Below are 16,815 nucleotides of genomic sequence, written 5' to 3' on the forward strand. Positions count from 1 at the left end.
AACCCTAACCCTGCTTAAAGACAGTCGTACTGATTGTTGGCGTCAAACGATACAGAAATCATGTCATAGCCGTTATTGGATAGCTGCTCAATCAGCGAATAGTCAGTGAGCACGGTGCTACATATCGAATGAATGCTGGCTTGCAGCTGCTGCTTAATCAATATGTCATTATCTACTTTAAAATCTAATACCATATATTTTTCAGCATGCTGATTGTCTGCAGATGTATGAACAACACTTGCGTGTTTAACGAAGGCAATAGGAGATTGTGCAGGGAAGGCATCACTGAGTACTTTTTCTAGATCATCAGCGTGAGCAGTGAGTGTAAAAGAACTCAAAATAAGCGTATGCGAAAGTAGTTTATGTATGTTCAATTTCAATAGCGATGTAACAACTGTTTGCAATAGACTACGTGTTTTCATAGAAAACTCCTTACGCTTCAATATATTAAATCTGATATAGCAATTATCGCACAAAGTTGCAGAAAGTAACGGTTTGTAACGGGCATAACAGGCGCATTTTGCAATCGTTTACAAACAGGTTAATGGCGGCTGAGCGTGCTATAGTGCTGTTTAATGTGATAGGTACTTTTTCTGATTTAAATAATCGGTTGTATTAAATTGCCCTGTGTATATGAGCTATTTATAATCACCTGACTGAAGTTGAGTAAAACAGGGTAATCGGTGAGAATCCAGTGCAGCCCCGCCAGAGTAAATCGCTTAAATGAGCGGGGGGGGGGGTACTTAAGACGTAAATATGCTGAAACTTGTAAATCGCTATGCTGTCTGGATTTTATTAGCTATAGGGCTACATGCCTTACTGTTAATGAGTCGGGCGCCGACATTCCAGCCGATGCAGCTTCGCCTTCATTCAGGCCATCAGGCCGTTTCTCTGACGCTTAAACAGGTCGGTGAAAATCAGGCGATTGCTGAGCCAAGGGCAAACCCAGTAGCGCTTGATGTAGTTCAGGCTTCACCTCTAAAGACGACCAATACCAATGCTAGTGAAGCGATAAAAAAAATCATAACAAAAGCGCCATCTGTGCAAAACGCGCAACCTGCATTGCAGAAAAAACAGCCATTTCAAAACACTTCAATTAAACCTGCTGACGTTAAGGTAAACGTAACCAACGCAAAACCAGTAAAACCTATTTATCTAGACAGGCCAGCGGCGAGGATTATCGAGAAGTCTGAAACCTTACCCAAAATGTTATCTTCAGAGTCTAGCACACCAACAAAGCCTAAGGGCGCTGTCGCGATAGCGAAACCGTTATCTGCTAATAGCCCTAATTACCCTAGAAGAGCGATTATGCGTAATCAGCAGGGCAGGGTGAAAGTAAGCTTTATAGTGGATAAGCGCGGCTATGTAGATAATATCGAATTAATAGAAAGCAGTGGGTATGCGTTGTTAGATCAGTCGGTGTTTCGATTTGCCGAAGAAGAGCGGTTTATTCCTGCGATGCAAGACGGCATCCCTATTGCATCGACTCAGTTGTACCTGTTTAGGTTTGTGCTTGAGTGAGACTCGACATTGGTTCGTCTTATTGCGTAAAGCGTGCTAATTATTTTTTATCGTTACCACATGAGCGAATCGCAGTCACCCGAACACTTTGTCCTTCCTGATCATATGGCTCAACGTCTGCTTCGATAGAAAAATGTCGATAAAGATTCTCTTTTGTAAGCACGTCTATTGGCGTACCTTGTGCGGCGACTTTTCCGTCATTAATGAGTATTAACCGGTCACAAAAGCGGGATGCTAATTCCACATCGTGAATGGCAGAAACGGCTAAGTGACCGTCTTTAGTTAAAGTTTTTATTAGGCTTAATACCTCTAACTGATGGCAAAGGTCTAAACTGGCGGTCGGCTCATCCATTAACAATATGGGGGCTTCTTGAGCGATGGCTCTGGCAATGAAAACTCGCTGTCGCTCGCCGCCAGAAAGTTGGTTCACGCTACGGTCTGCCATCCGCAATAAGTCGGTTTTTTCCATTGCTAAGTGAATGAGCTTACGGTCTCTGTTCGCTTCAGGCTGAAAAGCACCTAAGTGCGGGTTTCTGCCCATTGCCACAATTTCTCTTACACTAAACGCGTAGTTAATCGAGACGTCTTGAGGCACCAGTGATATATGGCGGGCGATGCTTCGTTGTTTATACTGTTTTAGCGGTTGCCCTGCGAGCTCAACTTCTCCGCTGGTTGGCTTTATTAGCCCCATTAATAGGTTGAGTAGCGTTGATTTACCGGCTCCGTTGGGCCCAATAAGGCCGACAAACTCCCCTTTGTTGAAGCTTAAGCTAATATTTTTAATGACCGGCTGCTTTCCATAGGAAAAGCCTAAATTAGAGCATGCTAATTGTGTTGTCATCACTTAGTTTCCTTGGCGTCTGAAGGGGGGTGTTTTCATGGAATGCTATACATTTTATATTTGAATCGACCAACGTTTTTTGATCAAAAGAAATAAGAAAAAGGGTGCACCTAATGTTGCCGTTGCAACGCCAAGGGGAATCGCTTTCTCAGGTGTAAACGTGCGTAATAACAAGTCTGCGCCCACTAGGGTAATAGCGCCCCCGATTGCTGAGGCGGGCAATAAATACCGGTGATGAGGGCCCATTATTAGCCTTAGAATATGAGGCACTACTAAGCCGATAAAACCAATTGAGCCGCAAACTGAAACGGTTGCGCCAACCATAAATGCAGTGATTACTAATAACCATCGTCGAGTATTGAGAACATCTACGCCGATTGAGGCGGCATGAACTTCGCCGAGTAATAATGCATCAAGACTTCTGGAGAAAAACAGCAACATGCCAATGCCTAAGCTGGCAAAAGGTAATAGCAACCATACATGGTCCCAGGTTCGGCCATCCAAACCGCCCATCGTCCAGTAGATGATCATGCGTCCAACTTCCCAATTATTGAGGGATAGTGCCAGAATCAATGACGATAGTGCGGTGGTTAACGCCCCTATGGCAACACCGGAGAGCAGTAGGGTCCCGGTTGCGGTTTGGCCGCGTTGACTGGCAATGCGATAGACCAAAAAAAGCGTTAATCCTGCACCGATAAATGCAAACAGAGGTAATGCCCAAACAGACACTGCGGCGAGCCCTAGATAAAGGGCTAAAACGGCCCCTAATGATGCGCCAGATGAAACGCCAAGTACGGAAGGTGAGGCCAAAGGGTTACGAAACATTCCTTGCATTACGGCACCACTAATCGCAAGGCAGGCCCCAGCAAGAGCGCCCACGAGAACGCGAGGCATGCGTACATCGATCAGTACATTTTGCATCCAAGGGCGTACACCCTCAAGAGTATTCGACCAGCCCCACGTGTTAGAGAGTATGGTGAGTGCGTTATCTAACGTGATACTCGATGGCCCCTGAAAAATAGCGATGACCATTAGCACAGATAGTATCAACAGCATCCAGAAAATCGTATAAATCGGCTTTGCCCAAAAAATCATTCAAATACCTCAGGGTGTATGAGTCTAGCTATTTCCTCTATGCCATTCCAACTGTATTGAGAGACCGAAAGCAACCATACCCCGTGTAAGTCATGAACCTGTTTGTTAAGTACCGCGGGGGTATTTTGCCATGCGATACGAGTGGCTAGCAGCTCAGCAGGAGACGGTTTTTCAGATGCCCAACCATTCACTAAAATGATATCAGGCTCTAGCCCTAGAGCCATCTCTTCACTAATTTTTTGAGCGCCGGTAATGTGGGTGTCATTCATGACGTTATAACCACCGGCCATTTTAATCATTTCATTTATTTTGGTGCCGGTGCCTACGGTATAACCGTCGAGACTATAATACAGCACTCTGGGTCTGCGTAGGCCCTGTACTTTTTTCTTTATTACTTGAGCGTCTCTGTGCAATTTGTTTAGCATTGTAGCGGCTTTTTTTTCGGCGCCGGTAATATTGGCTACTAGCATAATGTTGTTTTCAACATCACTGAACGAGTCGTAATGGCTGAGTCGTACCACAGGGATATTTGACCTGAGTAGCAGTCTGACGGTTTCAGCGCGCGTGTAACCGGCCACAAAGACGAGATCAGGCTCTAAAGAGAGTATTTCTTCTACTTCTCCTTGAACTCTTTGAATCTGTTCGGGGTACCAGCCGGGTATGTTTGACATGCTCGTGTTGTCGGCCAAGTACGTTACGCCTGAAATACGATCGGTACTGATTAATGCAGATAGAATTTCGTCTGTTCCTAGCGTGGCCGAGACGATGCGTTGGGGTGGTTGATTAAGTGAGTATTCTTCACCAATAGCATCGACCAAAATTTTGGGGAATTCATCGCCTTTAATGATGGTCGAACGAAATGAACTGTCGTTGAATATTTCAGCATGAATATCCAGCTTCCCATAGATAAACCCACTTAGCAGCAAGGCCGAGAGAATAAGTATATGATGGCTGGATAGTCTAAACATGAATGCTGAGAGCCTTATAAACTGCCCTTAATCGAGATGCCTACCATCGCATTGATGCCCATGGTGCCATAGCTAAAGACTTCTTCGTACTCTTCGTCAAGTAAGTTATCTACGCGGCCAAATAATTCAATATGTTCATTGAATTGATGGGATAGCGCTATGTTGACTAATGTGTATTCTGAAAGTGTGATTTGTGACCTATTCCACATGGCGTCATAAGCAAAGTCGTCTTGTTTTCCGACATATTGAGCGCCTGCGGTGATGCGAGTCTGAATGTCGGGGAGCAAGTAACTACCATTAATGCTGCCTGAGTGCTTAGGTCGCCTTACTAGCTCGTTGCCATTCCCGTCATCAGTATCGGTATAGGTGAAGCTGCCATCAAGGCGAAAGTTGTTGGTGGGGTTTAACACCATACTGAGCTCTACGCCTTGAATGGTTGAATCAGAGGGCATATTGGTCGTGGTCGTCCAAGAGGCGACAATTAGGTTATCAACATCCGTATGAAAGTAGGTTAGGTCGACATAACCATCCACTGCATCAAAGTGATACTCTGACCCGACATCCCATGTCGAACTTTTTTCAGGGTTAAGATATGCGTTACCGGTATAAGTCGAAGAGCTACCGTATAATTCATAAAACGTTGGGTTTTTAATACCCGTGCCTTTGCTTGTGTGAACACGCACATTATCGACAATCCAACCGGCGAAAGTTAAGCGGTAGGTATTGGCGTTCTGAAACTGACTGTTCAGGTCACGTCTGCCGGCGACGGTAACATAATACTGGTCATTAATGCTGGCGCCGTATTCGAATACGAACCCTGACATGTCCATTTCTTGGTCAACAGCTGATACATAAACTAAATCCTCGTTTTTGAACTCTTCTTTTTCATGCTCAGCTGTGAAGGTCAATCGGTGAGCTAAGTCGTCTTTTTCGACGAGGCTGCTGTTAAGGAATAAGTCAGTCTGATATTCGATTTTCTCCTTGTAACCTTCCGTTTTGTAGTTGAGTGACCCAGTGTTAAACATCTTATTGTCGGTGTCATTCGCAGAAAAACCTAATGTATGGACCCACTGCTCGTCCAGTAAGTCTAGCTTTGCTGATAGCTTGCCAGTCTGTTGGGTGGTTTCTGAGTTTTCAGCGCTATCGACAGCGCCTACACCGCCCATAAAGGCGTCGGTCTCTACATCTGCGTCTAGATAACGTAAAACGAGGTCTACAGAAAGATTGTCTAAGACCTGAATGCCCCCTTTAAAGTTGATGGTTGCGTTTTCGTAGCCATCTTTTTCTGTATTGCCCCGTTCTTCGTTAGCCGTTGATATGCCATTGCTATTTAGCAGGGTGCCGCTTAACGCATAGTTGTAATTCTCTGTGCCTGCATTAATGCTCAGCGTTTCTTGATGCGTGTCGTAACTGCCGCCTTCTATTGTCGCTTTACCATTTAACGCACCACTGCCTTTTTTCGTCACGATGTTTATCACACCGCCCATGGCGTCACTTCCCCAAAGAGCACTCTGGGCACCACGCAGTACTTCTACTCGCTCAACTTCAAGGTTAAGCAGATTGCCGAAATTAAACTCGCCGTCAAGCGCCACATCATTGACTTCGATGCCGTCTATCAGTACTAGGGTTTGATTTGCTTCTGCACCACGGATACGAACACTGGTTGGCGACCCTAAACCGCCCCCTCGACTCACTGATACGCCGGGGATATCTCTCAGGACGTCAGAAATAACGCGAACCTGATTTTGTTCAAGGTAGTCTGAGTCTAAAACAGTAACCGCGCTACCAGAGGCTTCACGAGCCATTTCGATTCGAGAGGCACTGATGACGATTTCTCTAGCCTCAGTTGGTTGTATGGTGCCCGAATTGTCTACCGGTGCTTCAGCATGAGCGCCAGAAGAGAGAGCAAGAGATGTGATAGCCGATGCTAAAATAGACGTCTTGAAGGTATTGAGGTACAGCATTTACGCTCCTTAATAAAAAAACATGGAGCTGGAGATACATCTCTATTATGCATACTGTCAGCGAATAACTTACTGAGCAGATGGATAATATAGAAGCAGGAATAGGAAAAAGAGATACCTTTTACAGATTCATTTCCAGCAACAATAATCGATGTTATTGCCACCATTACGGAATCCGCCCAAACAAGCTCCCCGCTTGATGGTAGGTGACGATGCTAACGGCAGGTCTCCTGGCTTGCAGGTCATCGTATTTAGCGCACCTTCCCGGTTACCCAGTGGTATAAGCGCCAATACTTTCTGCTAACAGTTGCGGGGGCAGCCACGGTCTTTAACCGTGTTCCCTTTTTAATCTCAGGTAAGAGAACCGTCTTCAGCGGCGATTCTAAACGAAAATGGTCATGCTATGCAATCTTGCCAGTAAAACAGGAGGCGGGGGCGAATGCTTAAACCATTATGATTTCTGGGTCTACGTCAATAGCCGCGTCCTGTATCCAGTTTGCTACATTTGCTTGCTCGATAGGCCGACTAAAATAGTACCCTTGGATAATGTCGCAGCCCATTTTTTGCAACATTTTTAACTGATCTTCAGATTCGACCCCTTCGGCAACGACTGTCATCCCGAGCGTATGACTTAGCTGAATGATGGCTAGCGCGATGGCGGCATCGTCTTCATTTCTCTCAAGGTCCTTAACAAACGATTGATCGATTTTAATTTTTTGTACTGGGAAGCGCTTAAGATAGCTTAATGAAGAATACCCTGTGCCGAAATCATCAATTGAAAGCTTAACGCCTAGCTGGTTCAGCTGATTCATTGTTTGTACCGCCGAGTCTAGGTTTTGCATTAATAGGCTTTCTGTAATCTCAAGTTCTAATCGTTCAGGTGGAAAATTAGTTTCCTCTAATACTTTGCGAACGCTGGCAGTTAGGTCTGATTGATGAAACTGAGCGGGCGAAACGTTTACGGCTAGCGTGATAGGGTGCTCGTTGTCAGTCCATGTTAAAGCGTTGAGACAGGCACTTTTAAGGGCCCACTCACCGATTAATGGCATTAGACCGTTTTGCTCAGCGATGGGCAAAAAGTCTTGTGGTGGTACTAATTCACCTTTGTTCCTCCAGCGAATCAGGGCTTCTAAACCTGAGATTCGAAGGGATTTTGCATTCACTTGAGGTTGAAATACGAGGTGGAAGTCATCGCTTTCTAATGCGTTGCGTATATCGTTTGATATTTCTTTTTGGCGATGTAGCTTTTCGTTCATATCTTGTTGGAAAAAACTAAACTGATTGCCTTTTTTGTTTTTGGCATTGTACATCGCCATATCTGCAAAACGAACGAGCTCTTGGCTGTCGTGGCTATCTTCAGGGTAGAGTGTGATACCGATACTGGCTGAGGTAAATATTTCATTTTCCTCAAAACTAAAGGGCTCTGAGAGCGAGTCGAGTATCCGCTGTGCAGCCGTAATAATGTTATCAGGGCCCCCTACATCTTCTAGTATGACTGCGAACTCATCGCCCCCAAGCCGTGCGACCGTGTCGCTATCTTTAATGTGGGTTTGTAGGCGTCGTGCAACACCTTTAATCAATTCGTCGCCCATGGCGTGACCGAGGGTGTCGTTAATTTCTTTGAATCGGTCAAGATCGAGTAATAATAGCGCGCCTTGAGTTTGGTGTCGCTCGCACTGGGCAAGGGATTGATGCAGCCGGTCTTGAAATAACATTCGGTTAGGTAAATGGCTGAGAGCATCATGGCTAGCCATATGCTCAATTTGATTTTCATACTCTCTTCTGGACGTGATATCAATGAGTGTACTTTGTATCGCGGGTTGATTATCCCACTGAATTGTTCGACTCATATTATCTAAAATGAGCTTACTTCCATCTCGGGTTTCAATCTCTAGGTCATAATGTGCAGGCGGTTTTTCACCCGCATCAATAAAGGCATTTAGGTGTTTTAATTGCCCGACTCCAGTTTGAGGCACAAGTTCTAGTAATGACCGCATTGAGAGTAATTCGTCTACTTTATACCCCGTCATATCTGCGAAAGCTTGGTTGATAAATATGGGGGTATACTCACGGTGAATCACAACCCCTTGATTAGAGCCTTCAACAAGATCCCTAAAGCGTTGTTCACTGGTTCTGAGTTCGTCATATAAGCGTGAATTACGCAGTGCTGTAATGACTTGAGACCCTAACATCTCGACTAGGCTCATGCGATCTTGAGTGAACGCATGAGCCATTTGATTATTTTCAAAATAAACTAAGCCAACTTGAGTGCCTGCATCTGACAGCGGTATAGCCATGGCTGACTTTACTTTGGTATTGCGTAGATACTCAATGGGGAAAAACCGCTGTTCAGCTCGCACATCGGCTATTAATTGCGGGCTTCTGATTCTTTTGACATAGTTGATGAGTGACTGCGACAGGGTAAAATCATTGCAACGATTGATGGGCTTTTGCAAACACTTACGGTTGCCTTCTTCTGGGTAAACCGCACTCACAACTAAATTATTATCTTCTTGGAGGAGCAGCATTGCCTTGCTAGCGCCGGTGTTCTCAGCCATTATTTTTACAAGTTCGTGTGCTAGATTTTCAGACTGAATATTTTCCATAATAGCCTGACTAGCTTTAAGTGCTGAAAGCCAATCGAGTTTTTGGTCGAGGTTCGTATGGGTGGCGCTTTCATTTATTTCTGTGGTTTGGTTATTCTGTGAATCAGGACTACTATGACTGCTAAACGGTGAATAGCTAGGATTCTCAAGCAGCTCTTTGTGCTCTGATTCTAACGCTTGTGTTTTTGCTCGATTGCCCCAGTGAAAATACAAATAATGTGCACGCTTGATATAAATAGCGGCAACCTGCGTGCGATTTTGTGACATCCAGAAGTGAGCGTATCGTTCGTTTGCTAACGCTTCGATGTGAATTACATGGCTTTCACCCGCTGTTTCTATTGCAGCTTCGAATAAGTCCATGGCTTCGAGCGGCTGGTTGTCGAGGGCGGCGAGCTCTGCTTTAACCAATAGGTATTTATGTAAATAATTGCTGGTGCAGTTGTCTGTATATAATTTTAATTGTTTTTGATTTTCAAGAATAAGGGGTTGTAGCTCAGACCAATTTTCTAACGGGTGCTTCGAATGACATTGCAGCAAACTGATAGCGCTTAAAAATAATGTTTCTGGTATTTTCAAGGTACCGTGTAAATTGCGGGGTACGCTAATGAGTGTGTCTTGGGCTGTGGTCGCAAGCGCTTCGTATTGACCGCTCCAAAACTGACTACAAAGAGAACCAAAGTCATAACCGGCCATAAATGCTGGAATATGGTGATGGTTTTTGAGAAACTCAGTTTGATTAAATGTATAACCCACATCTTCATCACAGGTTTTTTCAATAGTGCGGCAGAATGACAGGGCAATGTTAAATAGAGGCGTACTTTCTTTTTCTAGAAATGCTAGATACTTTCGACAGTCGGCCGCGACTTCGGTTAGCGCTCGACCTTGAATAAAGCCATCGGTCATTAGGTAATAGGCGGCATAACTCGCATACACTTGATCACCTGCTTCGATGGCGCACTCAAATGCACTATTAAGCCAGTGCCGGCTATTGCTGACGGGGTTTTGCCAGTTGTTGATCGAGATAGAGAACAGAAAGAAACTACGGTTGCGAATCACTAAATTATCGCACTCTTTTGCTAGTTCCGCGCCGGCAAGTCCGAATTGATAGGCTAGACAATGATCCTTTTTTAGAAAACTATATACGAGTGCAAATGCGCAGTAGGCAAAGGGGGTTATCTCGTTTCGACCATGCTTAAGACTGTAATTGACTAGATAAATAGAGACTAATGCAAGCAACTTGCGTTGAGCCGTGATGTAACATGGAGTCCACAAACGCATAAGCAGTTTCATCACCAGTAGGTGGTGTGGGTTTTCTGTTTGGTTGGTATCAATCAGGCTCTGTGCGTTTATATCTTCAAATCGTGAAGGGAGTTCTTGTAGCAATTGAGCTAACTCGCGCTCTTGTTGTTGCTCATTTCGCGGAATGTCGACATTAAGCAGTTCAAGGCCGTTGAGTAATACCTCAATAGACTCATGATAGTGGCCCCGTAACTCAACCAAGTTCATCTGAATCAATAGTAACTGTATTTTATCTTCAACGGTTTGTGCGTGTAGGTGAAGCTCGTTAATGAGTTGTTCTGATTGCGAGAACCGGCGGCAGAGCCCTTCACACTCGGCTAGCACTAAGCCTTGTTCAAACCTTAGTGGGTGGTGGCTTTCCCATCCTTTATCACTGCCTAGTAGGCGAATGCTTAATTCAACATAAAAAACGGCAGACTCGAATGCGGTTGCCGAGCGAGCTTTTTGTGCTGCACGTAAGCAAACTTCAGCGGCCATGAGTTGCCTATCGTCAGGTAGTTGTTCTAAGCCAGAATTCAGTTGATTGGCTATTTCAAATAGCTGATCTTGTTGATCGTTGCTTAGCTGTGAGTGCAAGTAATAAGCAATTTTGAGATGGTTTTGTTGTTGTAACAGTGTTGGCGCTAGGTCATAAGCTGCCTGTTGAACCCTATCATGGAGAAATTCATAGTTAAAAATAGGGGTTGTTGTTTGCTGGTCATAATCAGACCATTGGCTCTTTGAAATAATTAAGCCTGACTCTAGCGCTGGCGCTAGGCGTTTTTTAATTTCTGCTTGAGTGACGTCCGACTCTGCTGAACCCATGATGCTGGTTAAGGTCTGGATATTAAATCGACTGCCGATACAGGCCGCAAACTGTAGTAGGCTTTTGCTTGAAGGTGGAAGTCGGTTAATTCGGCTTACAACCATATCAACGAGTTGATGGTCAGTAACTTTTTTTACAGTATTCGAAAGTTTGTAGCGCCATTCGCGATGTTCAGCATCAAAATATAGGTTGCCGTCTTGATTGAGCGTTTTTAGTAATTGTGTAACATAAAAGGGGTTTCCCTGGGTCCGCCCAAAAATATAACGTGATAGCTTGGCGGCTTGTTGGTTTGAGTACTGTAAAGTGTCACACACCAGACGTGTGACGTCGCTGCCATTGAGCGGTTCAAGGTGTATTTGTTTTACATGAGGTGTGTGTTGGTGAATATGATTGAGTGTGTCTAGTAGTGGGTGTCCACCATATATTTCGCTGTCCCGATATGATCCTATTAATAGAAAGTGACAGTCGTGCAGTTCGGTAAGTAATGACTTTAAAAAGTCCAAACTAATAGGGTCTGCCCACTGCAAATCATCAATAAACATCACCAAAGGGTGGTTTTTTATTGCAATGACTTTAATAAAACGTTGTAAGAGCCGGAGAAAAACCTGTTTTCGAGTGCTGCTGTCCATGTCAGGTACGGCTGGCTGAGGCCCGATAATAGACTCAAGTTCGGGTATCTGCTCAATTAGCATGCTCGCCCTGTCGCCAAGCGCTGTAATGATCTGCTGTCGATATTCAGCTATACGGACTTCAGGTTCTGTAAGCAATTGTTGAATGAGGTCTTTTAAACTTTGAATAATGGCACTTAGCGGAACATTCTTTTTTCGAGGTTCAAATTTTCCCGATATAAAATACCCTTTGCGGTTAATGAGAGGCTTGCGTATCTCGTTAACCAGTGCCGTTTTACCCATACCAGAGAAACCGCTGACTAAAACTAATTCAGTCAGCCCAGTGTTTGCGGTTTCAAAGGCTTTGGTTAGCGTTTCAATTTCTCCCTCTCGGCCATACAGCTTTTGAGGAATCGAAAGTTGCTCACTCCTGTCATATGTGCCTATTTCAAATGGCTCAAATTGCTGTTTTTTTTGCCACTGCTGTAGGCATTTTTCTAAGTCATGTTTGATACCTTTAGCTGATTGATAACGGTCTTCAGACTGCTTAGCCAGTAATTTAGCTAATATATCATCAAACAAAGGCGGGATGTCTTTACGCCAAGCAGAAAGCTGGGGCGCAGGTTGCGTGAGGTGTGCGTGTACTAATTCTAAAGGGTCGTTTGAATTAAAGGGACGTTGACCGCAGAGCATTTCGTAAAGCGTTACACCTAGGCCGTAGAAATCGGTTCGATAGTCAACAATGCGGTTTAGACGGCCTGTTTGTTCAGGCGCTACATAGGGCAAGTTGCCACCCAATAATGTTGTTTTTAAATAGGCTGGCGCCTCTTGAGACAGCTTTGAGGCCATACCAAAGTCAATGATTTTAGCGAGCCGCTTGCTGGCATTGTAAACAATGTTGTATGGGTTTATGTCTTTATGAATAACGTGTTGTGTGTGTACTTCGATCAGCGCTTTAACAATTTGTAAGGCAATATCAAGAAAGGTTCCAATTGGAAACCCTTGATCTGGAATGCAGTCTGCTAACGGTTTACCGTTAAAATCTTCTGTAACAATGGCCAAACGATGATGATGCTGAAGCAAGCCTTTATAGCTGATGATATGCGGGTGTGAAAAGTGCCGGCCTATTTCATATTCGTGGCGAAGCCGTTCCATTAAAAATAACGGCGGTGTATCGCTATGTGCCGATTTAATGATGATAGCTTGATCGTTATTAAGGTCGTAAGCCCGCCAGGCACAAGTTTCCCCGTGGCGCGATAGCAGCTCTAAAATTTCAATATCTTTAAAGGCAAACTGTGAAGAACTCATGGCATATCTTTTATTATTACAACCACCCTAGGGGCAGTATTAGTCCGTTGAGTGCACTTACTGTTATACACGGTTGCGTACATTATAGGCGGTGCTTTTGAGTTTCATCTGTTAGACAAATGTAATGTTTTGAAATCTTTTTAATGGTGTATAAGCACATTTATGAATGGGGGGAGCGTGTTTATCTGCGTCTTTGCAGCGAAAATCTCATTAAATTAGCTATAGTTAGATAATGAAGTGTAATATTTTCATCGAACGACAATTTAATGACAGGATGATGGGTTGTAATGACAGAACCTCTTTACGAGTTAGCGTTTTATGGGCGGCTAGTTGATGGAGTAAGCCTAGAAACAGCTAAAAACAATGTTACAAGGTTGTTTAAGGCCACTACTGCGCAGGTCGATAAGATGTTTGGCGGTGGCAGGGTGGTGATTCGCAACAAGCTGGATAAAGCGACGGCTGATAAATATGTTGCCGCCATGCGGAAGAACGGTTTGGTGTGTGAGGCTGATATAATGGGGCAAAAAGAGGCTGAACCTAAGCCATCAGCACCCAGATCTAAACCATCAGCACCCGCGCAGCAGTCATCTTCAGATCAAGGTTCAACACCTACTAAAGGTGCAGAGACTGTATCGCCGGCTATTGCTCATTCTGCCGATGAGCTAACAGTGTTGCCGCTATCTTCTGGCGTTTCAGAATCTGGAGATCATAGCGAAAGCCATTCAGTGGGCATTAATCTGGCCGGAGAAGGCGTCGATAACATTCTGCAAAAAAGTCATTTAAATCTTGATCCAGAAGGTGTGAGGTTATCGGAGCATCACGAAGTAGAGGCACCTGTTTTTTCTGAAATCGATAGCCTCTCTATAGCCCCAACAGGCAGTGACCTAGTTGACCCAGTGGAAGAGATTCCACCGATTGTGCCAGATGTTAGCAGTATCTCTATTGCGCCCGCAGGGAGTGACATGGGACAGATCAAAAAAGATGAAAAAATAGAGATCCCGGACCTCTCACACCTTAAGCTGGACGACCTGCCTGATAATCAATAAGATAGCCTCTTTTTAAGATATTAAGCGTTATATCGCTTATGTTTAGGGGTAGGGGATATACGCCATGGTTGGTCTTTTTTATAGCGCCGTTGTATTTGCAGCGGCTCTTTTCTCATTTAATGCATTCGCTGAACCATCCCCCGAGGATGAGCACTTTCCCCGCCACAATACCTTATTTGAGTTATCTAAAGAACCCCGACCGGTGATTGGTTTGGTGCTGAGTGGTGGTGGCGCCAAAGGTATTGCCCACGTGGGTGTTTTAAAAGTACTCGAAGAAATGAAAATACCCATTGATATCATTGTTGGCACCAGTGCGGGCGCATCGGTTGCAGGGGTTTATGCGATGGGCATGCCGCTTGACGAAATCGAATATCGGTTCCATGTCATGGATTGGGATAAAGGGCTCAGAGATGAGCCACCACGAGATGAAAAAGCGTTTAGACGTAAGCAAGACGACTATGACTTTGCGACCGATTTAACGCTAGGGTTAGGCGCGGACGGCATCAAATTTCGTAAAGGTCTAATTCAGGGACAGCAGCTACTGACCATTTTAAGTGACCTTACTCTAAAATCAGCCCACGTTGAAGATTATGATCAGTTTCCTATTCGATATCGAGCAGTCGCTTCGGATATAACAACCGGTGAGGCGGTGGCAATAGATAAAGGAAACCTTGCGTTAGCGATGCGCGCCAGTATGTCTATTCCGGGAGCATTTCCTCCCGTTGAATATGAAGGCCACTTACTGGTCGATGGCGGTATTTCAAATAACTTGCCAGTAGATGTTGCTAGGGAGTTAGGTGCTGAGGTTATTATCGCAGTAGATATTAGTTCTCCGCTACTGGAAGAGGATGACGTTAATAGCTTGATTGGTGTCGTTGAGCAGCTAACAAACTTGTTAACCCGTAGAAATGTAGAGGCTCAAATCGCCTCGCTAACGCCCAAAGATATATTGATTACACCGAATTTGGAAGGGGTCGGTTCCGGCGATTTCGAACGCGGTGATGAATTAGTTGAGATGGGCGCTACTGCAGCAAGAAACCATGCTGTGCGACTTGATAGGCTAAGAGTAGATGATAAAACCTGGGTTGCGTATCAACAAAAGCGGGGTCGTAACATCAGGCTTACTCAGCCGGTAGACCGAATAGAAATTGCCAACACGTCAGCTGTTGCCGATAAGTTTATTTCTTCTCGGATTAAACAAAAGGTAGGTGAGGCGCTAAATGTTAAAGAGCTAGAGCGGGATCTAGATCAGATATATGGCTTGGGGTATTTTGAGCTCGTAACTTACGATATTGTTAGTAAGGGCGATCAAAACGTTCTTAAAATAAATGCGGTAGAAAAATCATGGGGCCCAGATTATTTGCGCTTTGGTTTGCAGTTTGAAGACAACTTTCAAGACGATACTCGTTTTAGTCTGACCTTTCACTATGATCAGACTGCCATTAATCACTTAGGTGCCGAGTGGCAGAGTTCAATGCGTATTGGTAGTGAGCCCTTTATACGTACTGAGTTTTTTCAACCATTGACGTATGAGTCCACCTATTTTTTATCGTTAAAAGGCGAATTTAAAGAGCAAGATTTAAATATTTATGAAAACGGATACAAGCTGTCAGAGTGGAGTGTCAATAATGCGCATGCGGATATTGGTCTCGGTAGAGAATTTGGTAATACTTCTGAACTTCGGTTTTCTTATCAAATAGGCAAAGTGGACGCTGAATTAGAAATTGGCAAAGAGCTGACAGATAAAATAGATGAAGACTTAGGGAGTTTTATCGCGAACTATACGTATGACACCTTAGATAATTTATTTCTTCCCCATGATGGAGTGATTGCGCGAGCAGAGTGGAAAGCCTCTAGAAAAGACGTTGGAGCTAGCCGCGATTTTGATAGAGCTTCATTGCTTGTAGGTGGTGCCTATTCGATGAAACGCTATACTTTTACGGGGCGCGCCAGTGTTTCGTCGGTGACAAAAAACAGCGCAGGTATTAGTGATTTTGTCACCTTAGGCGGGTTATTTAACTTATCAGGGTATGGCCGCAACCAGTTTGCCGGGCCAGACTCTAGCTTTTTGAATGCAATGGTTTATCGTGAGTTCGGAGGCCCATTCATTCCTTACATGCTAGGTTTTTCGTATGAGGTTGGTAATGTCTGGGATAATATTGATGAAGCCTCTTGGGGTGGAATGCTAGACTCATATACCTTGTTCGCTGGGAGTGACACTCCGTTAGGTCCGGTTACGATTGCGGCTAGCTACGCGGATAGCGATAATCAAGCGATTTATATCACCATTGGGCAAGACTTATTTACGATGTTCTGATGGTATTATTTAACGGTAGTTAATAGCTCAAATTCATCGTCTAAGCAGGGACCCGATATAGGTGTTCTTGCTATGGCTTTAAGTTCTTGTCCAGGTGTTATGTTTGTCCACGCAACTTCATTTATTGTGAGGTTAAAATGTTTATCACCCGGGTAAAACTTAAACGTGACGGTTTCTTCAGTGACTTGCGTCACTTCGGCAATGCCTTTGGTTGTTTCATATACGCATAAAGACTGAGGGCGCGAGTCGACAGGGTCTTGTTGATTGACCTCTTTAACCAACGGGCTGCTTGTTGTGGCCGTTTTTTCTTGGGGGGCGGGCTCTTCTTGCATTGAATGGGTGCTGCAACCACCGAGCAATGCTAGAAAGAGTATTAGCAGTGTTGAGCGAAGCAGTCGTGCCGAAAGGAAATGTTTAAGTGTATTTGCTATCAACAT

10 protein-coding genes and 1 riboswitch are annotated in these 16,815 nt (G+C 44.4%); of the genes, 3 read left to right on the top strand and 7 right to left on the bottom strand.

From position 1 onward, the window contains the following. Positions 1 to 14: 14 nt before the first annotated feature. Positions 15 to 422, bottom strand: coding sequence for a hypothetical protein (locus tag NKI27_RS01580; RefSeq protein WP_265047950.1), 408 nt, complete (start codon positions 420 to 422; stop codon positions 15 to 17). Between the two features lie 334 nt (positions 423 to 756). Between NKI27_RS01580 and NKI27_RS01585 the strand changes: the two genes are divergently transcribed. Then, positions 757 to 1,521 carry an energy transducer TonB gene (locus tag NKI27_RS01585; RefSeq protein ID WP_265047951.1) on the top strand — a complete coding sequence of 255 codons (765 nt, stop codon included), beginning with the start codon at positions 757 to 759 and terminating at the stop codon, positions 1,519 to 1,521. Positions 1,522 to 1,561: 40 nt separating this feature from the next. Here NKI27_RS01585 and NKI27_RS01590 read toward each other — a convergent pair whose 3' ends face one another. From NKI27_RS01590 to NKI27_RS01610, 5 genes are all read right to left on the bottom strand, one after another. After that, positions 1,562 to 2,362, bottom strand: a complete 801-nt coding sequence (locus NKI27_RS01590) for a heme ABC transporter ATP-binding protein (protein ID WP_265047952.1) — start codon at positions 2,360 to 2,362, stop codon at positions 1,562 to 1,564. Between the two features lie 54 nt (positions 2,363 to 2,416). Continuing rightward, on the bottom strand, positions 2,417 to 3,457 hold the full coding sequence (locus NKI27_RS01595; RefSeq protein WP_265047953.1) for a FecCD family ABC transporter permease: 1,041 nt from the start codon (positions 3,455 to 3,457) through the stop codon (positions 2,417 to 2,419). Next, on the bottom strand, positions 3,454 to 4,425 hold the full coding sequence (locus NKI27_RS01600; RefSeq protein ID WP_265047954.1) for an ABC transporter substrate-binding protein: 972 nt from the start codon (positions 4,423 to 4,425) through the stop codon (positions 3,454 to 3,456). Before NKI27_RS01600 ends, NKI27_RS01595 begins: the two co-directional genes overlap by 4 nt. 14 nt (positions 4,426 to 4,439) lie before the next feature. After that, positions 4,440 to 6,389: a TonB-dependent receptor plug domain-containing protein gene (locus tag NKI27_RS01605; protein WP_265047955.1), complete on the bottom strand. Its 1,950-nt coding sequence runs from the start codon at positions 6,387 to 6,389 to the stop codon at positions 4,440 to 4,442. A gap of 203 nt (positions 6,390 to 6,592) precedes the next feature. Next, positions 6,593 to 6,773: riboswitch (cobalamin riboswitch) on the bottom strand. Between the two features lie 59 nt (positions 6,774 to 6,832). After that, entirely contained in the window at positions 6,833 to 13,015 is a 6,183-nt protein-coding gene (locus NKI27_RS01610) for an EAL domain-containing protein (RefSeq protein ID WP_265047956.1), read from the bottom strand. Between the two features lie 287 nt (positions 13,016 to 13,302). Between NKI27_RS01610 and NKI27_RS01615 the strand changes: the two genes are divergently transcribed. Together NKI27_RS01615 and NKI27_RS01620 are read left to right on the top strand one after the other, a co-directional pair. After that, positions 13,303 to 14,061, top strand: coding sequence for a hypothetical protein (locus NKI27_RS01615; RefSeq protein WP_265047957.1), 759 nt, complete (start codon positions 13,303 to 13,305; stop codon positions 14,059 to 14,061). 64 nt (positions 14,062 to 14,125) lie between these two features. Continuing rightward, complete coding sequence (locus tag NKI27_RS01620) at positions 14,126 to 16,378, top strand: patatin-like phospholipase family protein (protein WP_265047958.1); 2,253 nt, start codon at positions 14,126 to 14,128, stop codon at positions 16,376 to 16,378. A gap of 5 nt (positions 16,379 to 16,383) precedes the next feature. Here the strand turns inward: NKI27_RS01620 and NKI27_RS01625 are convergent, their stop codons facing one another. Further along, positions 16,384 to 16,815: a hypothetical protein gene (locus NKI27_RS01625; protein ID WP_265047959.1), complete on the bottom strand. Its 432-nt coding sequence runs from the start codon at positions 16,813 to 16,815 to the stop codon at positions 16,384 to 16,386.

The sequence above is a fragment of the Alkalimarinus alittae genome (genome assembly GCF_026016465.1).
Taxonomy (GTDB): Bacteria; Pseudomonadota; Gammaproteobacteria; order Pseudomonadales; family Oleiphilaceae; genus Alkalimarinus; species Alkalimarinus alittae.